Origin of the sequence: Paraburkholderia sp. SIMBA_053, from assembly GCF_046534895.1 — a bacterium.
Lineage (GTDB): Bacteria > Pseudomonadota > Gammaproteobacteria > Burkholderiales > Burkholderiaceae > Paraburkholderia > Paraburkholderia caledonica.
The window spans coordinates 42,491-66,671 of record NZ_JAWRXU010000003.1; the positions used below are offsets into that span (position 1 = coordinate 42,491).

The 24,181-nt window shown below is 62.1% G+C and carries 17 protein-coding genes and 1 pseudogene; 4 read left to right on the forward strand and 14 right to left on the reverse strand.

Translation table 11 applies throughout. From position 1 onward, the window contains the following. Positions 1-14: 14 nt before the first annotated feature. Entirely contained in the window at positions 15-1,922 is a 1,908-nt protein-coding gene (locus tag SB753_RS12225) for a propionate--CoA ligase (RefSeq protein ID WP_310068356.1), read from the forward strand. Between the two features lie 29 nt (positions 1,923-1,951). Here SB753_RS12225 and SB753_RS12230 read toward each other — a convergent pair whose 3' ends face one another. From SB753_RS12230 to tssF, 10 genes and pseudogenes are all read right to left on the reverse strand, one after another. Beyond that, the gene (locus SB753_RS12230; RefSeq protein ID WP_410800313.1) at positions 1,952-2,761 is read right to left on the reverse strand and encodes a 5'-methylthioadenosine/adenosylhomocysteine nucleosidase; all 810 of its coding nucleotides are present in this window, start codon (positions 2,759-2,761) and stop codon (positions 1,952-1,954) included. After that, positions 2,758-5,121, reverse strand: coding sequence for a UvrD-helicase domain-containing protein (locus SB753_RS12235; RefSeq protein ID WP_410800314.1), 2,364 nt, complete (start codon positions 5,119-5,121; stop codon positions 2,758-2,760). The genes SB753_RS12230 and SB753_RS12235 overlap by 4 nt, the downstream gene beginning before the upstream one ends. 328 nt (positions 5,122-5,449) lie before the next feature. Continuing rightward, on the reverse strand, positions 5,450-6,532 hold the full coding sequence (gene tssG / locus SB753_RS12240) for a type VI secretion system baseplate subunit TssG (protein ID WP_310068350.1): 1,083 nt from the start codon (positions 6,530-6,532) through the stop codon (positions 5,450-5,452). A gap of 254 nt (positions 6,533-6,786) precedes the next feature. Then, positions 6,787-7,068: a PAAR domain-containing protein gene (locus tag SB753_RS12245; RefSeq protein ID WP_410800315.1), complete on the reverse strand. Its 282-nt coding sequence runs from the start codon at positions 7,066-7,068 to the stop codon at positions 6,787-6,789. A gap of 10 nt (positions 7,069-7,078) precedes the next feature. Then, positions 7,079-7,990 carry a hypothetical protein gene (locus SB753_RS12250; protein ID WP_410800316.1) on the reverse strand — a complete coding sequence of 304 codons (912 nt, stop codon included), beginning with the start codon at positions 7,988-7,990 and terminating at the stop codon, positions 7,079-7,081. Then, positions 7,987-8,112: pseudogene (locus SB753_RS12255) on the reverse strand (hypothetical protein); the annotation flags it as partial. The gene SB753_RS12250 and the pseudogene SB753_RS12255, both read right to left, overlap by 4 nt. 90 nt (positions 8,113-8,202) lie before the next feature. Beyond that, the gene (locus SB753_RS12260; RefSeq protein WP_410800317.1) at positions 8,203-9,114 is read right to left on the reverse strand and encodes a hypothetical protein; all 912 of its coding nucleotides are present in this window, start codon (positions 9,112-9,114) and stop codon (positions 8,203-8,205) included. Then, complete coding sequence (locus tag SB753_RS12265) at positions 9,111-10,286, reverse strand: DUF2515 family protein (RefSeq protein WP_410800318.1); 1,176 nt, start codon at positions 10,284-10,286, stop codon at positions 9,111-9,113. The genes SB753_RS12260 and SB753_RS12265 overlap by 4 nt, the downstream gene beginning before the upstream one ends. A gap of 30 nt (positions 10,287-10,316) precedes the next feature. Continuing rightward, positions 10,317-12,992, reverse strand: a complete 2,676-nt coding sequence (locus SB753_RS12270) for a type VI secretion system Vgr family protein (RefSeq protein WP_410800319.1) — start codon at positions 12,990-12,992, stop codon at positions 10,317-10,319. 11 nt (positions 12,993-13,003) lie between these two features. Beyond that, positions 13,004-15,505 carry a type VI secretion system baseplate subunit TssF gene (gene tssF, locus SB753_RS12275; protein ID WP_410800320.1) on the reverse strand — a complete coding sequence of 834 codons (2,502 nt, stop codon included), beginning with the start codon at positions 15,503-15,505 and terminating at the stop codon, positions 13,004-13,006. Between the two features lie 27 nt (positions 15,506-15,532). Between tssF and SB753_RS12280 the strand changes: the two genes are divergently transcribed. Next, a complete protein-coding gene (locus tag SB753_RS12280) occupies positions 15,533-18,412 on the forward strand; it encodes a valine--tRNA ligase (protein WP_088173539.1) in 2,880 nt (959 codons plus the stop codon). A 70-nt stretch (positions 18,413-18,482) separates the two neighbouring features. Next, positions 18,483-19,364, forward strand: a complete 882-nt coding sequence (gene galU / locus SB753_RS12285; protein ID WP_027776571.1) for a UTP--glucose-1-phosphate uridylyltransferase GalU — start codon at positions 18,483-18,485, stop codon at positions 19,362-19,364. 118 nt (positions 19,365-19,482) lie between these two features. Here the strand turns inward: galU and SB753_RS12290 are convergent, their stop codons facing one another. The 4 genes from SB753_RS12290 to SB753_RS12305 form a co-directional block, all read right to left on the reverse strand. Next, entirely contained in the window at positions 19,483-19,710 is a 228-nt protein-coding gene (locus SB753_RS12290; protein ID WP_027776570.1) for a sulfurtransferase TusA family protein, read from the reverse strand. Between the two features lie 132 nt (positions 19,711-19,842). Beyond that, entirely contained in the window at positions 19,843-20,889 is a 1,047-nt protein-coding gene (locus SB753_RS12295) for a Gfo/Idh/MocA family oxidoreductase (RefSeq protein WP_410800321.1), read from the reverse strand. Next, the gene (gene iolG, locus SB753_RS12300) at positions 20,886-21,905 is read right to left on the reverse strand and encodes an inositol 2-dehydrogenase (RefSeq protein ID WP_410800322.1); all 1,020 of its coding nucleotides are present in this window, start codon (positions 21,903-21,905) and stop codon (positions 20,886-20,888) included. The genes SB753_RS12295 and iolG overlap by 4 nt, the downstream gene beginning before the upstream one ends. After that, the gene (locus SB753_RS12305) at positions 21,898-22,779 is read right to left on the reverse strand and encodes a MurR/RpiR family transcriptional regulator (protein WP_020069488.1); all 882 of its coding nucleotides are present in this window, start codon (positions 22,777-22,779) and stop codon (positions 21,898-21,900) included. The genes iolG and SB753_RS12305 overlap by 8 nt, the downstream gene beginning before the upstream one ends. A 277-nt stretch (positions 22,780-23,056) precedes the next feature. Between SB753_RS12305 and SB753_RS12310 the strand changes: the two genes are divergently transcribed. Beyond that, entirely contained in the window at positions 23,057-24,103 is a 1,047-nt protein-coding gene (locus SB753_RS12310) for a sugar ABC transporter substrate-binding protein (protein WP_088173537.1), read from the forward strand. Positions 24,104-24,181 lie beyond the last annotated feature (78 nt).

Sequence of the window (24,181 nt, forward strand, 5' to 3'; positions counted from 1 at the left end):
AAGGATCGCCGCAGATGACCCGCTACCGCGACTTCCACCGCCGTTCGATCGAGAACCCCGAGGCATTCTGGCGCGACGAGGCGCGGCGCATTCATTGGGAAACACCGTTCGACACCGTGCTCGACCGCTCGAACCCACCGTTCGCGCGGTGGTTCGTCGGCGGGCGCACGAACCTGTGTCATAACGCGGTAGACCGGCATCTTGTCGACCGCGCGCAGCAAAATGCACTGGTATATGTGTCGACGGAAACCGGCATCGAGCGGCGCTACACGTACGCCGAGTTGTATGCCGAAATCAACCGGATGGCCGCAGTGATGCGCTCGCTTGGCGTGAAGCGCGGCGACGTCGTGCTGCTCTATCTGCCGATGATCCCCGAAGCGCTCTTCGCCATGCTCGCCTGCGCGCGGCTCGGCGCGATCCACTCGGTCGTATTCGGCGGGTTCGCGGCGCCGAACCTGGCCGCGCGCATCGACGACGCCAAGCCGGTGCTGATCGTAACCGCCGACGCCGGCGCGCGCGGCGGCAAGGTGATCGACTACACGCCGCTCGTGGACGAAGCAATCGCGCGCGCAACCCACAAGACGGCGCGCGTGCTGCTGATCGACCGCCAGCTCGCGCCGGAGCGGCTCAACGCAACTTACCTGGTCGATTACGAACCGCTGCGCGAACAGTTCTTCGACGCGCACGTGTCCTGCGAATGGCTCGAGTCGAGCGAGCCTTCGTACGTGCTGTACACGTCGGGTACGACCGGCAAGCCCAAAGGCGTGCAACGCGATGTGGGCGGCTACGCGGTGGCGCTGGCGGCGTCGATGGAATACATTTTCGAAGGCAAGGCCGGCGACACGATGTTCACCGCGTCGGATGTCGGCTGGGTGGTCGGCCATAGCTATATCGTCTACGCGCCGCTGATCGCGGGGCTGACCACGGTGATGTACGAAGGCACGCCGATCCGCCCCGACGGCGGCATCTGGTGGCGCCTCGTCGAACAGCACAAGATCAATCTGATGTTCACCGCGCCGACCGCGCTGCGCGTGCTGAAGAAACAGGACCCGGCGCTGCTCGAAAGCGCCGACCTGTCGAGCCTGCGAACGCTGTTCCTTGCCGGCGAGCCGCTCGACGAACCGACCGCCTCATGGATTACCGGCGCGCTCGGCAAGCCGGTGATCGACAACTACTGGCAAACGGAAACCGGCTGGCCGATGCTCGCGATTCCGCGCGGCGTCGAAGCGCTGCCGACGAAGCTCGGCTCGCCCGGTGTACCGTCGGCCGGATTCAATCTGACCCTGCGCAATGAGCTGACGGGCGAGCCGTGCCCGCCCGGCGAAAAAGGCGTGCTGACGCTGAATTACCCGTTGCCGCCGGGCTGCATGTCGACGGTCTGGGGGGACGACAAGCGCTTCGTCAGTACGTACTGGTCGAGCTTTCCGGACCAGCAGGTGTATTCGACCTTCGACTGGGGCATTCAGGACGAAGACGGTTACGTGACGATCCTCGGCCGCACCGACGACGTCATCAACGTCGCGGGGCACCGGCTCGGTACCCGCGAGATCGAGGAAGCGTTGTCGAGTCACGCGGCCGTTGCGGAAGTCGCGGTGGTCGGCGTCGCCGACCCGTTGAAGGGTCAGGCGGCGATGGCTTTCGTCGTCCTGCGCGACGCGCAGGCTTACGCGGATGCCAACGCACGCACGAAGCTGGAGGCGGAACTCACGGCGACGGTCGACCGGCAACTCGGCGCGATTGCGCGGCCGTCGCGCGTGGTCATCGTTTCCATGCTGCCGAAGACGCGCTCAGGCAAGTTGCTGCGCCGGGCTATCGCCGCACTCGCAGAAGGGCGCGAGCCGGGCGAACTGCCGACTATCGAAGATCCGGCCGCGTTGCAGCAGGTGCGCGAGGGGCTCAGCGAGTCGGCGCGCAACGAGTGAGGGCCGGGTTTCCGTCGGCCCGCTTCGACTCAACCCGCGCTGCGCGCGACCAGAAAGCGCGTGAGGATCGCGTTTGAATAAGCGCCCGCGATCTCGGTGAGAAACGAGACGAACGACGCCGGCGCGTGATCGTCGGCGGTATCGGAGATAGTGCGCACAACTGCGCACGGCACGCCGTATTCGTGACAGACCTGCGCGATCGCGGCGCCTTCCATCTCGACGGCAAGCGCGTCCGGCAAGGCCTCGCGCAAAGCCTTGACGCCCGCCGCGCTCGCCACGAACTGATCGCCGCTGATAATCAGCCCGCGATGCACGCGCGGCCGCATCGTGCCGAAACGCGCCGCCGACGCAGCGCCTTCCTCCGCGACAAAACGCTCACACGCGGCGGCGAGCTGCGCGGCCAATGTGGCGTCGGCGCTAAAGCGCGACATGCCGAGCAACGGCACTTCGAAACGCGGAAAGAGCGGCGACGCGTCCAGATCGTGTTGCAACAACGCATTGGCAACGACGATGTCGCCAACGCGCACCTCGGCGCCCACACCGCCGGCGACGCCGGTGAACACGACAGCTTCGACTTCGAATGCATGGATCAATGCGCTGACCGTTGCCGCCGCCGCGACCTTGCCGACGCGCGCGAGCGTTACGACGCACGGCGCGCCATGGACGGTACCGACGTGATAGTCGCGCCGGCCGTGCGTGACGGTGCGCACGCCGGATTCCGCGCGCATCGCCTCGATCAGGTCGCCGAGTTCTTGCGGCAAGGCCGCGAGTATGCCGAGCGGTCTCTTCGACGACGACGCGGCCAGCGCTGCGTCATGGCCCTGACTTGCGGCGCTCATTCGACCGCCTGCAGTTTGGCGACCGCAAGCGCGAGCCACTTCTCGCCGTGGCGCTTGAACTTGACTTGCGCCTTCGCGTCGGCCCCGCCGCCTTCCAGCGCGGTGATCGTGCCTTCGCCGAACTTGGTGTGGAACACCTGTTGGCCGACGCGGAAGCCCGCCTCCGCCGCCCGCTGCTCGTTAGCGAAGGCCGGCAACGGCGCGGCTGTCGTGGACGCCCCGCCGCCGTACCGTTGCTGTCGGTCGGGCCGGGCGAACCAGTCTCGTCCATAACCGGCATTGTCCGAGCGGCCGCCCCAGCGCGCGCCCGCCTCGACTTTCGGCGTGAGCCACTTGAGCGTTTCCTGGGGCAATTCGTCGAAGAAACGCGAGCGAATGTTGTAGCGGGTCTGTCCGTGCAGCATCCGGCTTTGCGCGAACGACAAATACAGGCGCTCCTTCGCGCGCGTGATGGCGACATACATCAGACGGCGCTCTTCTTCCAGTCCGTCCGACTCCATTGCGCTGTTCTCGTGCGGAAACAGCCCCTCTTCGAGACCCGTGATGAACACGGCCGTGAATTCGAGGCCCTTGGCCGCGTGCACCGTCATGAGTTGCACGGCTTCCTGGCCGGCTTGCGCCTGGTTGTCGCCCGCTTCGAGCGCCGCGTGCGACAGGAAGCCGGCGAGCGGCGTCATGGTGTCCGGGTTTTGCGCGGGATCGGCGATGCCGGGCGCGTCGAGCACTACGGTGTTCGGGTCGTCGGTCGCGACTGCCAGTTCCGGCGCCGCGGTGGCGCCCGGACGCAGCGGAATGGAGCGCGCGGGCGTGTCCATGCCGTAGCCCTCTTCGCTGACGAACGCGGCGGCCGCGTTGACGAGTTCCTGCAAGTTCTCGAGCCGGTCCTGACCTTCCCGCTCGTTCTGGTAGAAGTCCGCGAGACCGCTTGCACGGACCACATACTCGACGGTTTCCGGCAGGCTCATCTGCTGCGTTTCCGCGCGCATCTTGCCGATCAGGTTCGCGAAGCTCGCAAGACTGGAGCCCGCCTTGCCGGCGACATACGGGATCGCCGCGGCCATCGAGCAGTTATACAGTCGCGCCGCGTCCGCGAGCTGTTCGATCGAGCGCGCGCCGATGCCGCGCGTGGGGAAATTGACGACCCGCGCGAACGCTGTGTCGTCGTTCGGATTGTCGATCAGACGCAGATACGCGAGCGCGTGCTTGACTTCCTGGCGCTCGAAAAAGCGCAAGCCGCCATACACGCGATACGCGATGCCCGCATTGACGAGCGTGTGCTCGATCGTGCGCGACTGCGCATTGCTGCGGTAGAGAATCGCGATTTCGCTGCGCGACGTGCCGGTGCTGATCAGCGCCTTGATTTCCTCGACGATCCAGCCGGCTTCCTGCGAATCCGTCGCCGATTCATAAACACGGACCGGTTCACCATGACCGGCGTCGGTGCGCAGATTCTTGCCGAGACGCCGCGAATTGTTCGCGATCAACTGATTGGCCGCGTCGAGAATATGGCCGTGCGAGCGGTAATTCTGCTCGAGCTTGATCAGATGCCGGACATTGAACTCGTGTTCGAAATCACGCATGTTGCCGACGTTGGCGCCGCGGAACGCGTAGATCGACTGGTCGTCGTCGCCGACCGCAAAGATCGAATTGGTCTGACCCGCGAGCAGCTTCAGCCACGCGTACTGCAGCTTGTTCGTGTCCTGAAACTCGTCGACGAGAATGTGCCTGAAGCGCGCCTGATAATGCGCGCGCAGCGGCGGATTGTGCGCGAGCAGTTCATAGCAGCGCAGCAGCAGTTCCGGGAAGTCGACGACGCCTTCACGCTGACACTGCTGGTCATACGCTTCGTACAGTTCGACGAATTTGCGGTTGAAATTGTCGGTGGCGTCGACGTCTTTCGGGCGCAGTCCTTGTTCCTTCGCGTTGTTGATGAAGTACTGGAGGTTCTTGGCCGGATATTTTTCGTCGTCGATGTTCAGGCCCTTCATCAGACGCTTGATCGCGGACAGCTGGTCGGCGGTGTCGAGAATCTGGAAGGTGGCGGGCAAGCCGGCATCGCGATGATGCGCGCGCAGCATGCGGTTGCACAGGCCGTGAAAGGTGCCGATCCACATGCCGCGCGTGTCGATGGGCAAAAGCGCCGACAGGCGCGACATCATTTCGCGCGCGGCCTTGTTGGTGAAGGTCACGGCCAGAATGGTGGCGGGCGACGCGAGCCCGTGCTGGATGAGCCACGCAATGCGCGTGATGAGCACGCGGGTTTTGCCGCTGCCCGCGCCGGCGAGAATGAGCGCGGGCTCGTTGGGGAGTGTGACGGCGGCGTGTTGTTCGGGGTTGAGATTGGCTAGCAGATCGGGCATTTTTTCGGAGGGACGGCGGGGTGTTCGTCATTATATGCCCGCGAGGGGGAAGGGATTTTTTGCGCCCTCGGTGGGTTCATGCTGCGGCGGCGGCGGTTTCCTTTGCTTGCAGCAGCTCTTTCTTTTGGTCCCTTTTCGGCCTGCCACATCACAGCGTTCGCGCTTCCCCTTCTTCGTCTTCGACATCCAGTTCGGGCACCAGATGTCCGTCCTGGATACTGGCATCCCGCGAGTCGAGCCGAAGAGCGATGACACGCACCAGTCCGGCTGACTTATCGGGGTACCCGCCAGGAGGTCAGCGATGTTGAACTCAAAGAACGGTCGAGCGTTACGCGGGCATGTCGCCTGAGGCGCGGGCTTTCACTTTCTGCCGCAGCTGGCGCACGTAGTTTTCCGGCTCGAAGCGCATCCCGGCGATGGGCTTCCACTGGGGTGACTGGCCCAGCCAGCTCGACCAGCCGAGCTGCTGAGAGCCGCCCATGACCGAGGGTGTCGCGCTTTCCGGCTTGAGCAACAGCTCAAGCTCCCAGGAATACTCGCGGCCGACAAAGGTCCAAACGAACTCGATGAGCTTGAGCAAGTCGGCGCCCCGCGGTGTAAAGCGCTGATACTGTTCCGAATCGAGCGGCCCAAGCACGAGACAGAATCGGTGCCTGCGGTCAGGGACCACCTGCCCGAGGGTCGCGCCCATCGCCATGCAGGACGACATCCGCTCTCCACCCAGACGGCTCTCGCGACCCGGCTCAATGGCCATCCAGTGCAGTCCAAACTCCTTTATCTCCACCGGCACGCCAAAGTAGTGCGCCAGCGTGGCACGCAGGCCGTCAGGATTGCGCGACTGGCGTATCAGGTGTGGCGCGGCCGACAGGCGTGCATGGGAGGCCAGCGGAAAGCGCCGCTCGCGCCGCCCCCCATCCCCCAGCAGCGAGGCCACGTAAAAAGAAAAGTGATCGTCGTCGGCCCGGTCGAGGCTCGCCGCCGACTGCGACCACTTCCATGCGCGAAACATCAGCGAGAGAGAGCGGTGATGGAAGATGTCGAGGAAATTGCAGAGTGTTGGATCGCGACGGCTTTCCTCACGCTCGCGTGCAATCTCCGTGACGTGGATAGGTAGCGGACCGTTGGGGCCGAGCATGCCGAGACTAAAGAGCCGGATGCGGAGCCTGCCGTCCTTGAGCGTGGCATCCGCAATTTCGCGTGGAGCGAAGACCAGGCTCGGCTTCTGGCCGAGCCTGAATGTCTCGGTGGTAGTCAGTGCAGCCGTGCCGACCGGATCGATGGCCGGGTTCGCATTGATCCGGCGCATGAGCGCAATAAACCCGTAACGCCACGGCTCGGCTTCCACGTGCGCGATCAGCGCCTGCGAGAGCGGCGGCACAGCCGAAGCCGTATCAGGTTGTTCAGACTTCATCAGGTCATCTCATGAGAGTGAAGCGCACGGCTAATGCAGCAGATGACTGGCAGGCGCCGGGCCGCCAGCCGGGCACCGCAGCCCGGAGGTGCTGGCGAACGGATTGACCAGGATATCCGGTCCGTCGCATAGCGGCATCGCGCGCATGTCCCCGATGCTCAGGCGCAGACCCTTCGTCCGCGCCAGCACGTGGCGTGATTGTCTTGCCGCGCGGGCACGCCGAGGTACAGGATGCAATTTTGCTTCCCGCTGCGTCATTGCTCGCTAGCGATCAACGTTGCGCCGCATGTGGTCTTGTGCCCCTCTACTGCGATGGGCGAGCCGAAATCAAGGCTTCCATCGTAGCCCTCGGCAATCTCGAACATATGAGGTGCGCACTTCGGGCAGGTCACCTTGTCACCCTTACGCGCGATAAGCATTTCCGAAGGCCCCCAGGTCGAAGACGGGCTGCCCGAAACAACCTTACCGCCGTGGCTTGTCGTATCGCCCACTACGATCTGCTTCTTGCCATTCATGTCCGCGCGTTCCATGAGCATGATTTCCTCCTCAATTTCCCGATGCACTGAACGACTGCAGCGCCTTGATGGGCGGGTCCTGGTAAGTCGTGTCGATGGCGTAGCCTTGTGCCCTCAGTGCCGCTTCCGTCTTGAGCCTCATGGCTTGGTACTTCTCCAGTTCTGCGGGCAATAGTGCCTTCCAGTTGTGGATTTTTTCTGCTTTTCCCGGGAAATACCCTAGACCATAAAAAGCGTATTCACTCTTCACATCGACCGTTAGCAGGTAGGTGCTCTTTCCGACGAATCCGCCCATGTTGCTTTCCATTACAGAGAGGGTTAGATAAGCACCATCTCCATAGAAAATCCATCTTGGGGTGTGTCGTAACATCGCATTCCATTCGTCTTGCGTTGGGGGGTATTCCGAATCTAAAGAATAGACAGCAACGGGGAATGAGGCACCGTAGTGCCATGCCGCTCGGCCCTGAAGGCGAGGATCACCGACATCTACATAGCGCTTCCATCCCGAAGCACGCAACTGTGTGAGCAACTTCATAACCCGGTCACGCGCGGCTTCATGCGTATCAGCTTGCTCGGGACTCACACCAAAACTGATGTTCCACTCGTAGATCCCCTCCGGTACGTTTTCGGCCGCGAAGCCGATCATCGACAGAACGTTATCGATCACGAAACTGTGATTCCCATTCACGAACTGCACCGTGCCAAGGTCGCCTCTTTGCCAGTCACGCTGGTAAAACTTCGCGCCTGTGGGATGATTGTCGACGGATGAGCCGGGACCATTAAGGTCAGAGCTTTGTGGGTTGCCAAGCCGGATAAGCGTAGGTAATCGGGACATCTCGTGACCGTTAGAAAAGGATGGAGGAGGACTCCAGTAATGTGAAACCATCAGAACGGCAAACAAAAATGCCCCGATAGCAAGCACTGCAGCAAGGATTGTCCTCATGAGTTGTCCGGCATATCGCCCCAGTTGCGGATGTTTGAGAGGTAGTCGAGCATCGTCTGCCGGTAGTCGCCTTGCATCAGTCGGTGATACTTCGTTGCAGCATCTTTAATCCAGCCCATCCGCTTCTGGTACCTCCGCGGCTTGTCGTGTCGCCCACTACGATCTGCTTCTTGCCATTCGTGTCCGCTCGTTCCATCGCCACGACCTCCCGCTCAGTTTCCGGATGCACTGGACGACGGCAGCGCCTTGATGGGCGGGTCCTGGTAAGTCGTGTCGATGACGGAGCCTTGTGCCCTCAGTGCAGCTTCCGTCTTGAGCCTCATGGCGTGGTACTTCTCCAGTTCTGCGGGCAATAGTGCCTTCCAGTTGTGGATTTTTTCTGCTTTTCCCGGGAAATACCCTAGACCATAAAAAGCGTATTCACTCTTCACATCGACCGTTAGCAGGTAGGTGCTCTTTCCGACGAATCCGCCCATGTTGCTTTCCATTACCGAGAGGGTTAGATAAGCACCATCTCCATAGAAAATCCATCTTGGGGTGTGTCGTAACATCGCATTCCATTCGTCTTGCGTTGGGGGGTATTCCGAATCTAAAGAATAGACAGCAACGGGGAATGAGGCACCGTAGTGCCATGCCGCTCGGCCCTGAAGGCGAGGATCACCGACATCTACATAGCGCTTCCATCCCGAAGCACGCAACTGTGCGAGCAACTTCATAACCCGGTCCCGCGCGGCTTCATGCGTATCAGCTTGCCCGGGACTCACACCAAAACTGATGTTCCACCTGTAGATCCCCTCCGGTACGTTTTCGGCCGCGAAGCCGATCATCGACAGGACGTTATCGATCACGAAACTGTGATTCCCATTCACGAATTGCACCGTGCCAAGGTCGCCTCTTTGCCAGTCACGCTGGTAAAACTTCGCGCCTGTGGGATGATTGTCGACGGATGAGCCGGGACCATTGAGATCGGAGCTTCGTGGGTTGCCAAGCCTGATAAGCGTAGGTAATTGGGACATGTCGTGACCGTTAGAAAATGATGGAGCGGGACTCCAGTAAAGTGAAAACATCAGAACGGCAAACAAAAATGCCCCGATAGCAAGCACTGCAGCAAGGAACGTCCTCATGAGTTGTCCGGCATATCGCCCCAGTTGCGGATGTTTGAGAGGTAGTCGAGCATCGTCTGCCGGTAGTCGCCTTGCATCAGTCGGTGATACTTCGTTGCAGCATCTTTAATCCAGCCCATCCGCTTCTGGTAATCCTGCAGCACCAGCCGGTCGGGCGCATCGGATCGGAATACCAGGTTGTTTGTGGTGTCCTCGTCAGTAAGTACCAGTTGAAGACTTGGCACCAAGGCACGAACAACCGGCGACAGCGCAATATCAGAACCGTCCGACAAGCCGTATTGCATTTTGCTTACCGAAGCATTGATTGCTGTATCGTCGGAGGTCGCCAGTGCAGCTCTCTGGCCGTTGAGCCACCACTGGAAAGACGGATCGTCGTAGATCAGACCCTGCAGCACCTCGCCTTGTTCGTGCCTGGCAATCGCCAGCAAATGAGTAAATGCAATATCTGGCCGAGCTTTATCCCCCGCCGTCTCCCATTGGCTCACAGCAGCAAATCCATCACTAACCAGCGGCGTACACTTGAGATAACCGAGCTTTGCCTTCTTGTTCCCCGTGTCGCCATCAATCTCGTACGGAACTTTGCCGATTGATTCTGCGTGGCTCTTCTGCCGGGAGAAGTTGGTTGCAACCTGATCGACAAAATTCCTGCTATCGCGGGACTGCGCACACATATCGAAGGTGCCGGCTCCAGCGGCATAGCCATAGAACCACGGCAGAACATCGTTGAAGAGCCAGAGATTGCCACGGCCCAAGCCTGCGCGTAAATCGGACCACCGTGCGCCATACTTCACCCGCCAGAGCGCGAGCGTGGCCGCAACCTGCTTGGACGCGAACGCGCCCAGGCCGAGCCAATAGAAGCGGCCGATCTTGCTCTTGTCACCCAGATGGAAGTCTTCAAGGAACACTCGCGCATAGGCTGCGGCGATGCGTCTCGCCCGTACCTCAGGATCACTGACGAACGCCGGCGCTCCCTTTTCAACCTGTATGCCCGAAACATGCGGATCGCCCTCGCGGTAGTCGGGCATGTGCTGGTGAACCGGCGCATGCGTCACGAGGTGCCGCATCGCAAACTGCTGCGCGAGCGACCAGATAACATCACAACTACACTTCGCGTCAACGCACGTATTGGGCCGGGGATTCGTCGTGCCGGTCGCTTTCAGATTTTCTGCCAAAATTTTCTCGTTCCCTGATCCATGTCGTAATTACGCATTGACCTCGCCGCGAGCGGCGGCAAATTCATCCCAGTGCAACTGGAACGCTGCGCCTTCCTGCTCTACGGTATTCAGTGCCGGTGAGCGTCCCAGTTCGTCTGTCCTGAAGATATGACCGGCTGACTGGGCGATCATCTGGTAGTCCACACCAGGAAGCGGCTGGCCCGTCGGCGAGAGCACGCGGAAAAGCTGGTCGTTCGCCTGGACATCGGGCAGTCCATTCGCATTCACCCCCATCGGTTTCGGGGGCAGGTTTTTCGCCTGGGCGTTGACCTCATAGACACCGCCGCCGACGGTAATCTTGCCGCTCCTCAGGCTGATATAGCTGTCGCCACCGTGCAGCATCACCTCTTCGGTTGCCTTGATCGTGATGCGGTTGGCACTCTGGGTGATGTCGAGTTTCGCCAGCAGATTGAGGTTCTTCTTCAGCGAGGAAATATTAATGTCCTCGGCATAGGCGATGATGCGGATGCCGAGTTGATAGGCAAACAGCCTTATCGCCTTGCGTGCCGAAGCGAACAGGTTGCCGCCCGTGCTGACGCTCGTATGGTCGCCGCTCGTCAGGGCGGTATGTCTGCCGCTATGCAGATGGGTACTGCCGGTCGCGGTTGCTGCAACATCGGCAGCGGAGGCCAGAACGAGGTGCGGCTTCGATGGCCCGCCGAGACCGTCGTCTCCCGTGCGACCAATTTCCGTTGCCTGCTGCTTCAGCGGCTGGCCAAGTTCGTGCCGGTCCTGCGACTGTTGCGCTCCCGCCTGAACGGCTGCGGCGGCCAGCACGTCATGCTGCTCCGCTGCCTGGGCCAGGCGCTGGACTGTTTCCCCCCGATCCAGCGCGGGCGCCGTTGCACCGGAGCGCGGCTCTGTCGTGATCAGCGTGCCCTTGTTCGCCCGCATTACCGCGTGTGCTTCGGTGGCCACCTCGATGCCTTCCCCACGCGCCTCCGTGCGCCCCTTATTGCCATCAATGCGTGTGTTGAAGCCCGCCACGAAGCGCGAGTTGGCATGGTCACTCGTCACCTGCACCTGAAGCCTGCCGGGCGTGTCGTCGGTCACCACGCTGTTCGAGGCAGACCCGCTTTTCCTGCCAATGTCCTGGCTGCGCCAGCCCGACAGCGCCTCGTTCGCGGGCAGGTCCCACGGCGTCTTGTTATCGTTCGTCGTGTGGCTTGCCAGGATGAATGGGCGGTCCGGGTCCGAGTTGTAATAGCCCACATGGACGTGGTCGTCCACACGCGGAATCCAGATGGCACCACGGCGCGTACCCTGCCACGGCTGCGCGAGCGGCACCCAGCACGTGGCCTGCCCGTCGCGCTGGCCCTTGCGGTCCCAGGTGAACCACAGGCGCAGCCGCGCGAGCGGGTCCGTGGTCACAACCGGGTTGTCGTAGCCGCACACGATGGCGGTCTCGGCAAACGCGCGTGGCTTCTTCGCCTTCAGCGGCGTGCGGTATACCTCGTTGGCGTCCTGCGCCGTGAACTTCGTCTTGCACGTGTACTGGCGTTTCAGGCCGCCACCCTGGGTGACCGTGTCGTTGTTCACGATTTCGATTGTCGTGCCAGTCACCACGTACTCGGCGTTCGCCGGCTGGTACGGATAGCCTTCAAGGAAGAACGAGTAACCCGTCATCAGGCCCCGCAGGTTGCCTTCCCCCTTGATGCGCATTGATTTGCAGCGGTGCGCATCGACGCGCACCCGTGCCAGGAATCGAGCCTCATACTGCTCGTCGTTGCGCTGGCCATTGACACCCATCGCCCCCTGCAGCGGCTGCGCATAGTCGGCCTGGATGTACTCCTCGGCGTTGTCGTGCGAGGCGTCCCGATGCATCTTGACCGTGTACGTGCGGTGCGACTCGCCCTGCATATAGTCGTAGTCGGTGACCGTCGTCTGGCCGGTGGTCAGCGCCCGCGCGAGCTTCAAAGTATGAACATGCTCCTCGTCAATGCGCTGGCCGCCCCGGTCGAGATACCGGATGGTCCGGTACGCGGGGCCATGCTTCTTCCAGCTCGCGTTGTCGAACAGCACCAGGGTGTCGCCTTGCTGGAAAAATGTCACCCCGAATTCTTGCCATAGTCTGTCCAGAAAATTCCAGTCAGATTCAAACCACTGTCGGGTGTAGTCCCTTTTCGGGTAGTAGCTTTTCTGGCCACCGGGGCCGCTGAGACGGTAGCGCACCTCGATGGGATACTTCTTCAGGACCTCGCGCGTAATCTCGACGACATCCTTGTCCATGAACGCGCGGTTTTCGCGGTTCAGGCTGGTGAGCCAGAGCGCGGGCCGCAGGCGAAAGCGATAGAACATGCGGCGCGGCGCTTCCGCTCCAAGGCAGCTTGCCTCGGTGATCACGCCCGTGATCTCGCGGATGTCGGCCCCGAAGTTCACGCCGCTGTCCAGTGTCAGGCCGTTCTGCCAGGTGCCGTTGCCTCCGATGGCGATGCGCACCGTCATGCGCTTGCCCACCAGCTTGTTGACATCAACCAGCTTGTGTAATTCGCTGATGTACAGGCCGTCCGCCTCGATGGTCGAGACATCGACCTCATAGTCGTAGAGACGGCCGAGTTTTTCCGTGCCCGCCAGGCGCGTGGCCACGAACACCGGCTCGCCCCGGTAGGTCGGAAACGCCTCGCAGCTCACCTCAAGCGTGCGGGCCTGGGTATTCCATGACATGAATGCACCTCCTAGAAAACCTCGCGCGTACCGTCACGCGCGGGCCAGGTGAAAACCGCGCCACGCTGCTTCGTCCTGAACGTAGTGCGCGTGAAGGAATGTCTGGAAACGTGGCGGGCCACGTAGCGCTCCAGCACGAGGGCGAACGTGAAGGCCGACCAGCCTTCGAACGCCGCCTCGTCAAACTCCAGCGTGATACCGATGCCGCGCATGAACTGCATGTCGCCCGCGATCCGGTGCCAGTCGTTCACCGGAACAGCCTGCGCAGCGATGAGGCCATCGAGTTGGTGGCGCATTTGCGGTGCACCTGCAGCGAGGTACGGCTCCAGCATCATGCGCAGCCCCTCGCCGGGCCACGGCTCGTCGTATTCGTCATCGAACACGCCGTATTCGAGGTTCAACTGCCGCAGAAGCTTCCATGCCGCCTCGCCACGCGCCAGCGGTGGCCCGGGCATGGTGGGTGGCCGCACGAAGCCCACACTGGCGACTGATTTCGCACCGTGCACGATCAGGTCATCGCGGCCATTGCGCGGCAGTGTGCAAGGCAGGTCGCCATTGGTCAGCCATGCATCGAGTGACAGGTAGCGCACCCCCGAATCGTCTGGCTGCTGGTCGTGCCGCAGGAGCGACAGCCATGTATGGGTGCGCACAAACGGCTGGTGGGTGGCGTAGCGGCGCACGTTGTCCGCCGGCAGTTCCAGTTCACGCCGCACGGTAAAGCGGCGCGCATCGCGACGCTCGTCGTTTGGGAGTGCCACGTCCTGAGGCACAAAGGGAATTGCCTCAGATGTCGCGTCATCGTCCACCTGGCCGATGATGTGATTGACCGAGTGAAGCAGATGATCGTCGGGCGCGGTCACCTCGGGCACGAGCCGGTGTTCGCTGTCCTGGGGGGCCACCTTCAGCCGCTCGGACGCTGCCGGATACAGGTTCACGACAGGCACACAGTGCAGCGCAAACTGCGAGGCATCGACATGCTGCGCCAGTTCTCCCGGCTCGCGGGATAGCAGCAGCACGAGCTCGGCTTCGGGTTCGTCGATGCGCGACAGCCCACCGGCCAGGCCCGCGAGTGTGAAGAACCAGAACCGTTGCGGAAAAACCATGTACTCGTGCAGCAGGTTATGGCCGTGCATGCCCTCATGGACGGGCGGCAGGAGACTCCGCTGCGGCTCCAGCCCCTCATACTCAACCGCATGCTCGATACGGCCATTGCGCATGCCGTCCTGGAACACGCTGTGCAGCTCGCCCGTCGCAAACTTCCCCGGCACGCCCGTAATGCTCGCCACAGTCGCCGTGTGGATCAGATCGAAGAGCTGCGAGGCAATCCGCTCCGCGCCACACAGATAAACAGGCAGGCGGTCCAGAGCGGACAGCGCGCGAATGGGGCCGCCGTGGGTTGTCCGGATGCGCAGGCGCAGCGAGCCGCGCACCTGGGCACCTCCGGACACATGGCGGTAAAGGTTGGGAATATCGGGCGGAATACCGCCCGCAGTGACGGCGGCAATCGTCAGTGGCTGGACGGTCACATCGAAGGCGGTGCACAATTCCACCGGCGTCTGACCTTCATGCGCACGCGAGAAAAGGGGCGTGCCACGCGGCAGCGTCTGTGCCTCGCCGCCCTGTCCGGCACCTTCGCCAGGGTAGAACTGCACGAGCGCCATCGACGGCAACGGCGTGACGTAGTTGGGATGCACGCCCTCGAGCAGGCGCTGCGTGAACGGATCCGGCGCACGGTCGATGCGCATCTGCGCGCGGGCGTTCACGAACGCGGAGGCCTGGACCAGGCGCTCGACAGAGGGGTCGTCGATCCCGCCCGCCTGCATGCCCAGCCGCGCCGCGATCTTCAGGTGCCCTGCGGCGAATTCCTGCGCACGGCTGCCTGCATAGAGCAGTTCACCGGTGTAGTAATCGAGCAGTTCGGGGTCTGCGAGCGGTTGATGCGGCTTCGTCACGGCATTCGTTTCCTCTGGCGGTCCGGTCCTGAATCCCGTCGATGCGGGGTTACATCCGCGTGACCAACTCCAGCCCGGTGCAGGAGACCATTTTGTCTGCGGAATACAGCCGCGCGATGGTCCCACGATCCGGCCCTTGGGATCGTCAAGAACTGTCACGGTTTGTGCGCGCGCAATGAAATTCACAAAATTGGATTCGTCTGATTGCGCCACAGTTGATTGTCGCGGTGGGAATCGGCCTCTTCTGCCTGCGGAGCAAGCGGTGATCGGCACGCCCATGAACGCCTTTGCGGCCGCCCATGCTTCCTCGACGGTTATCCCCGGGCGGCGTCCGATGCTTCTTTTCTGCTGGCCTTCAGGTACGCTCCAGCGGTACACGAACGACACGGAGCCGTTAGGCCGCAAGCGCGGCCCGAAGCCAGTCAGCGTGTTGTCGCACACGTCGCGCAGCGTCGGCACCTCACCTCGGGCCAGCGTCGCCAGGCGCTCGCCTTCGAGCCTCCGGCAGCAGAGAAACACCAAAACCAGAGCCGCGCCCCGGCGCCCTTTATAATCGAACATTCTCCGCATTTACCAGCCGATCGACCCATGAGCGACACCCCGAGCGACACCTCCTCTACCCTTGCCAAAAGCTTCGAGCCGCACACCATCGAAGCGCACTGGGGCCCCGAATGGGAAAAGCGCGCCTACGCGGCGCCCTCTTTCGACGGGAACAGGAAAGACTTCTCGATCCAGTTGCCGCCGCCGAACGTCACGGGCACCCTTCACATGGGCCACGCGTTCAACCAGACCATCATGGACGGCCTCGCCCGCTATCACCGCATGCTCGGTGACAACACGCTGTGGGTGCCGGGCACCGACCACGCGGGCATCGCCACGCAGATCGTCGTCGAACGGCAACTGGACGCGAAAGGCGTGTCGCGCCACGACCTCGGCCGCGAAAAATTCGTCGAACGCGTCTGGGAATGGAAGCAGGAATCCGGCTCGACCATCACGAACCAGGTGCGCCGCCTCGGCGCGTCGATCGACTGGTCGCGCGAATACTTCACGATGGACGACAAGATGTCGGCCGCCGTGCGCGACGTGTTCGTGCGCCTTTATGAACAGGGCCTGATCTATCGCGGCAAACGCCTCGTCAACTGGGACCCGGTGCTGCTCACCGCCGTTTCCGATCTCGAAGTGGTCAGCGAAGAAGAAAACGGCCACCTGTGGCACATTCAGTATCCGCTCACCGACGGCTCCGGCCATCTGACGGTCGCGACCACGCGGCCCGAAACCATGCTCGGCGACACCGCCGTGATGGTCCATCCGGAAGACGAGCGCTACGCGCATCTGATCGGCAAGACCGTCACGCTGCCGCTGTCGGGCCGCGAAGTGCCGATCATCGCCGACGACTACGTCGACCGCGAGTTCGGCACGGGCGTCGTCAAGGTCACGCCCGCGCACGACTTCAACGACTATCAGGTCGGCCTGCGCCACAAGCTGCCGCAAATCGAGATCCTCACGCTCGACGCGAAGATCAACGACAACGCGCCGGAAAAATACCGTGGCCTCGACCGTTTCGAAGCCCGCAAGCAGGTCGTCGCCGACCTCGAAGCGCTCGGCGCGCTGGAATCGGTCAAGCCGCACAAGCTGATGGTGCCGCGCGGCGACCGCACCGGCGTCGTGATCGAGCCGATGCTGACCGACCAGTGGTTCGTCGCGATGAGCAAACCGGCGCCTGAAGGCACGTTCAATCCGGGCAAATCGATCGCCGAAACCGCGCTCGACGTGGTTCGCAACGGCGAAATCCGGTTCGTGCCGGAAAACTGGACCACCACCTACTACCAGTGGCTCGAGAACATTCAGGACTGGTGCATCTCGCGCCAGCTCTGGTGGGGTCATCAGATTCCTGCGTGGTACGGCGAAAATGGCGAGATTTTCGTCGCGAAGACCGAGGAAGGCGCGCATGCAAAAGCGGCAGAAGCCGGCTACACGGGCCCGCTCAAACGCGACGAAGACGTGCTCGACACGTGGTTTTCGTCCGCGCTCGTGCCGTTCTCGTCGCTCGGCTGGCCGAACGAAACGCAGGAACTGAAGCACTTCCTGCCGTCGTCGGTGCTGGTTACGGGCTTCGACATCATCTTCTTCTGGGTCGCGCGCATGGTCATGATGACCACGCACTTCACGGGCAAGGTGCCGTTCGACACGGTCTACGTGCACGGTCTCGTGCGCGACGCCGAAGGTCAGAAAATGTCGAAGAGCAAGGGCAATACGCTCGATCCGATCGATATCGTCGACGGCATCGGCCTTGACGCCCTCGTCGCCAAACGGACCACCGGCCTCATGAACCCGAAGCAGGCCGCGTCGATCGAAAAGAAAACCCGCAAGGAATTTCCCGACGGCATTCCCGCATTCGGCACCGACGCGCTGCGCTTCACGATGGCGTCAATGGCCACGCTCGGGCGCAACGTCAACTTCGATCTCGCACGCTGCGAGGGCTACCGCAATTTCTGCAACAAGCTGTGGAACGCCACCCGCTTCGTGCTGATGAACTGCGAAGGCCACGATTGCGGTTTCGGCAAGCCGGAACAGTGCGGCGAGTGCGGCCCGGACGGCCACCTGAACTTCTCGTCGGCGGATCGCTGGATCGTGTCCCGCCTGCAGCGCGTGGAAACCGAGATCGCCAGGGGTTTCGCCGACTATCGCTTCGACAATGTGGCCAACGCCCTATACAAGTTCGTTTGGGACGAATACTGTGACTGGTATCTCGAACTCGCCAAGGTTCAGATCCAGACGGGTCAGCCGAACCAGCAGCGCGCCACGCGGCGCACCCTGCTGCGCGTGCTCGAGACGGTGTTGCGCCTCGCGCACCCGGTGATTCCGTTCATCACCGAGGCGTTGTGGCAAAAAGTTGCGCCGTTGGCCGGGCGTTATCCCGCGGGCAAGGCCGAGGGCGAAGCGTCCATCATGGTGCAGCCGTACCCCGTTGCCGAGATGTCGAAGCTCGACGAAGACGCGGAGCAATGGGCGGCCGACCTGAAAGCAGTGATCGATGCGTGCCGGAATCTGCGCGGCGAAATGAATCTGTCGCCGGCGGTCAAGGTGCCGTTGCTCGCTACCGGCAACGCGGAGCGTCTGCGCACCTTTGCTCCGTACGCCCAGGCATTGGCCCGTTTGTCGGAAGTGCAGATCATTGCCGACGAAGCCGCGCTCGACGCGCAAGCAGATGGCGCGCCAATTGCTATCGTAGGCAGTGACAAGCTCGTGCTGAAGGTGGAAATCGACGTCGCGGTCGAGCGCGAGCGGTTGTCGAAAGAGATTGCGCGGTTGAGCACAGAAGTCGTCAAGTGCAACGCTAAACTGCAGAACGAAAGTTTTGTCGCCAAGGCGCCGCCCGCAGTCGTCGAGCAGGAGCAGAAAAGGCTGGCGGAATTCGAAGCGACTGTCGGCAAGCTGAAAGCGCAGCTCGCGCGCTTGCCGGCCTGATCGACGCTCTACGCCCGCCCGCGCGGTGGGCACGGACAGATAGCTAAACCAGAGGACTCAGGGTAATCACATGCTAAAAGTTACAAAGGCAGTATTTCCGGTAGCAGGTCTTGGCACCCGGTTCCTCCCTGCCACGAAGGCAAGCCCGAAGGAAATGCTGCCCATCGTCGACAAGCCGCTGATTCAGTACGCGGTGGAAGAAGCGATGGCGGCCGGCATCACCGAAATGATCTTCGTCACGGGCCGCAGCAAACGGGCGATTGAAGATCACTTCGATAAGTCGTATGAAATCGAAGCCGAACTGGAAGCGCGCGGCAAGGACAAGCTCCTCGAACTCGTGCGCAGCATCAAGCCGAGCCATGTGGACTGCTTCTACGTGCGTCAGCCCGAAGCGCTCGGCCTCGGCCACGCCGTGCTGTGCGCGGAAAAGCTGGTGGGCGACAACCCGTTCGCGGTGATTCTGGCTGACGACTTGCTGTACGGCACGCCGCCCGTCATGACGCAAATGATCGAGGTGTTCGACCACTATCACAGCTCGGTGATCGGCGTCGAAGAGATCCCGGCGCAGGAAACCAAGTCGTACGGTATTGTCGACGGCAAGGAATGGGAAGACTCGATCATCAAGATGTCGGGCATCGTCGAAAAGCCGGAGCCGAGCGTCGCACCGTCGAATCTCGGCGTAGTGGGCCGCTACGTGCTCAAACCGCGTATTTTCGATCACATCCGCTCGATCAAGCCGGGCGCCGGCGGCGAACTGCAGCTTACGGACGCAATCCAGTCGTTGCTCGCCGACGAACAGGTTCTCGCGTACAAGTACCACGGCACGCGTTTCGACTGCGGCAGCAAGCTTGGCTATCTGAAGGCAACGGTCGAGTTCGCGCTGCGCCACCCCGAAGTGGCCGCGGATTTCGACGAATATCTGCGTACCCGTTCGCCGGTTCTGGAAGGCTAAAGCCTCTGCGAGATGCCTTGAATCGCGAGGCATCTCCCGAAAGTCAAAAAGGCGCTGTGCCCCGCTTTCGCGGGCACAGCGCCTTTTGTTTGGAGGCGTGCGTCTGAATGTATGCGCTTCAGCGGCGCTTCATCAGGAACGTAAAGACCTTGTCGTGCGCCGAACTCTCGACGATCTCATTGCCCGTCTGCTTCGCGAACGCGGCGAAATCGCGCTGCGAGCCGGGGTCGGTGGCGAGCACCTTGAGAATCTGACCGCTTTCCATATCGGCGAGCGCCTTCTTGGCGCGCAAAATGGGCAGCGGGCACATCAGCCCGCGCGCATCGACTTCCTTATGAATCTGAATTTGCATCGACGATGACCTTCGGGACAAGGCGTCGTTCGCGACGCCGGACAGAGGGTCAAATTCTACCGCAGCCTTCGCCGCCTTGCCGGCGCAGGCACCGCGCACCACGCCGTCCAACCATCCATATCGACGCTACAGCGTCACAGCCTGCCCGCTTTGCAGCGACTGCCGCAACGCATTGCCGATGCGCGTCGCTTCCAGCGCGTCGGCGAGCGTCGCGCCCGCTTGCACGGTCGATCCCGCCCCGCCCTGCACCGACGCGACAAACGCGCGCGCCTCGTGCAGAAACGCTTCTTCGAAGCGATCGAAAAAGCTCGGCGTGCACTCGTTGCGAATGCCCGTCGCGTCGTAAATCTCGACGCGATTCGCGCGCGGATTACGGCCAATGGTCAGTCCGCCCGTCGTGCCGATCACCTCGCTGTGGGTGTCGTTGCCGTGTGCCTGGGTCCGCGACGCGTAGAACATGGCGAGCTTGCCGTCCTCGAATTCGCAGATCGCCACGCCGTTATCCACATCGCCGAATTCACGCAGGCCTTCGTGCAGCGCGACAGCGCCCGCCGCGAACACGCGCTTTGCGCGCGGCTTTCCGAGCAGCCAGCGCGCGACGTCGATGTCATGCACCGTGCAGTCAAGGAAAATGCCGCCGGAAGTTGCCGCGAAGCGCACGAAGAAGCCGTCGGTATCGTTCTTGTCGGTGGTTTGCGAGCGCACGAGAAACGGCCGCCCGATCGCGCCCGCTTCGATTTTGTCGAAGGCGTCCTTGTAGCTCGGATCGAAACGCCGCATGAAGCCAATCGTCGCCTGCAGATGCGGGAACTGCGCGGCCTCGTGCAGCACGCGTTCGCACTCGGCCAGATCGAGCGACAAAGGCTTCTCGCAGAACACGTGCTTACCGGCGCGCAAAGCGTCGACGATCTGCTGCGCGTGCAACGACGACGGCGTGACGAGCCACACGGCGTCCACGTCTTTGTCGTCCAGCAGCCGCGCGTAGTCATCGTAAAGGCGCGGCGACGGCAAAGCGTCGCGCGCCCACCTCCGCTCTTCTTCGAGCGGGCTGCAAGCAGCAACCAGTTCCGCGCCCGGCACGCGATACGCGAGGTTCTCAGCGTGACGTTTGCCGAGCCGCCCGAGGCCGACCACGCCGAGACGCAGCCGCCGCATTGACGCCGCCGCACTCATTGCGCGGCCTCGCCGAGCTTCACCGCACGCCCCTCACGCCATGAGCGCGTGGCGGCCTCAGCGAGTTCCAGCGCTTTCAAACCGTCGGCCACCGTGGTGCGCACCGGCTTGCCCTGCGTGACCGCCTCGAAGAAATGCGCAATTTCGAGCGCATAAGCGGCGCGATAACGTTCGAGGAAAAATGCTTCGGGCACGTCGCTCGACACCTGCGTCCTGGAGTAAGCGGTGACTTCCGTAGGCCGCACGTTGCCCGCCTGCAGCATGCCCGCGCTGCCGAGCACTTCGAAGCGCTGGTCGTAGCCGTAGGCGGCGCGGCGCGCGGTGTTGATCTGGCACAGGCGGCCGCGCTTCGTGCGGATGGTCACCGCGGTCGAATCAATGTCGCCCGCCTCCGCGATTGCCGGGTCGCTCAGACAACTGCCGGTAGCGTGCAACGTGTCCGCTTCGTCACCGAGAATCCAGCGGAAAATGTCGAAGTCGTGAATCAGCATGTCCTTGAAGATGCCGCCCGAATGGCGGATGTAGTCCACCGGCGGCGCGCCGGGATCGCGGCTCGTCACCACCAGCATTTCCGGCGTGCCGATCTCGCCCGCATCGAGGCGCGCCTTCAACGCGGAGAACGTCGGATCGAAGCGGCGCTGAAAGCCGATCATGCACACCACGCCCGCGCGCTCAACGGCATCAGCACAAGCCCGCGCACGCTCCAGCGTCAGGTCGACCGGCTTCTCGCAGAACACGTGTTTTTTCTGAGCGGCCGACTTCAAGATCAGATCCGCATGCGTGTCCGTGCTCGAACAGATCACCGTGGCGCCGACGGACGCGTCGCCCATTGCGCCGTCAATATCGGCCACCTTGGCGCCATGCACGGCAGCCAGCGCCGCGGCCGCCTCGCTATTCACATCGACCACATATTTCAGCCGCACACCCGGTTGCCGCGCGAGATTGGCCGCGTGAATCTTGCCGATACGGCCCGCGCCGAACACTGCGACGTCGATCGGTTTTGCTGCGTCAGTCATCGTATCCTCCAGTGTCTTTCGATTCTTCTACGTTTAATTCGAGCTTGTACGCAAGCGCGATGAAGAGCGCCTGGCACAGGCAGATCGTGCTGGTCAGCGAGCGGAACGCGAACGCGCTGCCCTCTTTCACATACAGCTGGGTACTCGCGTAACGCGCGAGCGGAGATAGTTGGCTGTCCGTAATGACCAGCGTCTTCGCCTGATGATGATGCGCGACCCGCAGGCAATACTGCGTTTCCTTCGCATAAGGCGCGAAACTGATCGCGATCACCACGTCGCCCTTTTTCACGCTGCGAATCTGCTCGCGGTACATGCCGCCGAAACCCGATACGAGGTGCACGCGCTTGGGCGTGTGCTGCAACGCATAGACGATGTAGCTCGCCACCGGAAACGAGCGCCGCACGCCGATCACATAGATGTTGTCCGCCTGTTGCAGCATCTTCACGGCGGCGTCGAACTGTTTGTCGTCGAGCCCCGCTTCGAGTTCTTCGAGACCGCCACGCGAAGCCGCGATGAACTCGCGCGCGACCGCGCCGCCGGACAACGCACCGGGCTTCTCGTCAATGAGCTTGCGAATGCGTTGCTGATAACTGGGCGACGACGCACCCTGGCCTGTATACGCCTGACGAAACACCGCCTGCAAATCGGAGAAGCCGGAGAAACCAAAGCGCTGCGCAAATCGCACGACCGCCGACGGATGCACGCCGCAACTCGCGGCGATGTCGCTCGTGCGGTCCACCATCACGCTCGAACGATGTTGCTCGATATACGTCGCGACGTTCTTCAACTGACGCGGCAGCGCCTCGTAGTTATCGGCGATGCGCTGCATCAATTCTTCGACGCTCGGCAATTCTTCTGTGCTCTCTTCCGCCATGGTTCTCTCTTCGGGGCTTTACTGCACTGCGGCAGACGCTTTCGGACGTGCGCCGCAGAGGCTGCTGACGTTGCCGATTATAGGCAGCACACCGCATAAATGGAACGTATTTTCCATTTTTATCTACGGTGAAATTTCCATTGCAAGCCATTCGAAGATGACCTAATCTTGGTCGTGAGCGATGGTGCTTCGGCGATCGTGCGACACCTCCGGTGCCGCGTTGCGTACCGTGCGCCACACGCTCCTTCAATAACGACAGACCGAGAAAGGTGGAGACATGAGACTTTGCAAGGGCAAGGCTACGCTCAGGATTCTGGTGACGGCTTTGACGTTGGCGACGGGATTCGGAGCGGCCTCGGCCGCCCGCGCGGCTGACGCTCATTTCGTGCTGATCAGCCACGCGCCGGACTCCGATTCGTGGTGGAACACGATCAAAAACGCCATCAAGCAGGCCGACGAAGACTTCAACGTCGAGACCGACTATCGCAATCCGCCGAACGGTGACATCGCCGATATGGCGCGTCTCGTCGAACAGGCCGCAGCGCGCAATTACGACGGTGTGATCGTCACCATCGCCGATTTCGACGTGCTGAAAAGCTCTATCAACAAAGTCACCGCGAAGAAGATCCCGCTCGTCACGATCAACTCGGGCACCGAGGAACAAAGCGCGCAACTCGGCGCGATCATGCACATCGGCCAGCCGGAATACGTCGCCGGCAAGGCGGCAGGCGAAAAGGCGAAAGCAGCCGGCGTGAAGTCGTTCCTGTGCGTGAATCACCTCGCGACCAACACCGTTTCGTTCGACCGTTGCCGCGGTTTCGCCGAGGCGCTTGGCGTCGACTACAAGTCGTCCACGATCGATTCCGGCCAGGACCCGACCGAAATTCAATCGAAAGTCAGCGCCTATTTGCGCAATCATCCGAACACCGGCGCCATTCTCACGCTCGGACCGACGCCCGCTTCGGCCACGCTCAAAGCAGTGCAGCAAATGGGCCTGAACGGCAAGATCTACTTCTGCACCTTTGACTTCTCCGACGACATCGCGAAGGCGATCCAGAACGGCACGATCCAGTTCGCGATCGATCAGCAGCCTTATCTGCAGGGCTACATTCCGGTCGCCGTGCTGGCCATCGTGAAGAAAGAGCACACCACCGACCCCGCGAAGATTCGCCAGATTCTCGAAGCGAATCCCAAGTTCAAGGCACGGCTTGCCACTTACGGCCTGGCGCCCTCGTATGGCCCGAAGAATATTCGCTCCGGTCCGGGCTTCATCACGAAGGAAAACCTCGACAAGGTCATCAAATACGCAGGGCAGTACCGCTGATTCTTTTCTCTAGCTAGTCACGCGCGCGGCGGGCAACGCTCCCGCCGGGCGGCTTCGCTGCCAGCGCGCATTTCACCG

What these genes read in the sequence shown, in the direction of transcription:
- SB753_RS12305 (WP_020069488.1), bottom strand. Translation starts at nt 22,779, where the DNA reads ATGGCGGAAGAGAGCACAGAAGAATTGCCGAGCGTCGAAGAATTGATG.
- galU (WP_027776571.1), top strand. Translation starts at nt 18,483, where the DNA reads ATGCTAAAAGTTACAAAGGCAGTATTTCCGGTAGCAGGTCTTGGCACC.
- SB753_RS12245 (WP_410800315.1), bottom strand. Translation starts at nt 7,068, where the DNA reads ATGCTCATGGAACGCGCGGACATGAATGGCAAGAAGCAGATCGTAGTG.
- SB753_RS12260 (WP_410800317.1), bottom strand. Translation starts at nt 9,114, where the DNA reads ATGAGGACGTTCCTTGCTGCAGTGCTTGCTATCGGGGCATTTTTGTTT.
- SB753_RS12235 (WP_410800314.1), bottom strand. Translation starts at nt 5,121, where the DNA reads ATGCCCGATCTGCTAGCCAATCTCAACCCCGAACAACACGCCGCCGTC.
- SB753_RS12250 (WP_410800316.1), bottom strand. Translation starts at nt 7,990, where the DNA reads ATGAGGACAATCCTTGCTGCAGTGCTTGCTATCGGGGCATTTTTGTTT.
- SB753_RS12295 (WP_410800321.1), bottom strand. Translation starts at nt 20,889, where the DNA reads ATGAGTGCGGCGGCGTCAATGCGGCGGCTGCGTCTCGGCGTGGTCGGC.
- tssG (WP_310068350.1), bottom strand. Translation starts at nt 6,532, where the DNA reads ATGAAGTCTGAACAACCTGATACGGCTTCGGCTGTGCCGCCGCTCTCG.
- SB753_RS12310 (WP_088173537.1), top strand. Translation starts at nt 23,057, where the DNA reads ATGAGACTTTGCAAGGGCAAGGCTACGCTCAGGATTCTGGTGACGGCT.
- SB753_RS12270 (WP_410800319.1), bottom strand. Translation starts at nt 12,992, where the DNA reads ATGTCATGGAATACCCAGGCCCGCACGCTTGAGGTGAGCTGCGAGGCG.
- SB753_RS12230 (WP_410800313.1), bottom strand. Translation starts at nt 2,761, where the DNA reads ATGAGCGCCGCAAGTCAGGGCCATGACGCAGCGCTGGCCGCGTCGTCG.
- SB753_RS12225 (WP_310068356.1), top strand. Translation starts at nt 15, where the DNA reads ATGACCCGCTACCGCGACTTCCACCGCCGTTCGATCGAGAACCCCGAG.
- iolG (WP_410800322.1), bottom strand. Translation starts at nt 21,905, where the DNA reads ATGACTGACGCAGCAAAACCGATCGACGTCGCAGTGTTCGGCGCGGGC.
- SB753_RS12280 (WP_088173539.1), top strand. Translation starts at nt 15,533, where the DNA reads ATGAGCGACACCCCGAGCGACACCTCCTCTACCCTTGCCAAAAGCTTC.
- tssF (WP_410800320.1), bottom strand. Translation starts at nt 15,505, where the DNA reads ATGTTCGATTATAAAGGGCGCCGGGGCGCGGCTCTGGTTTTGGTGTTT.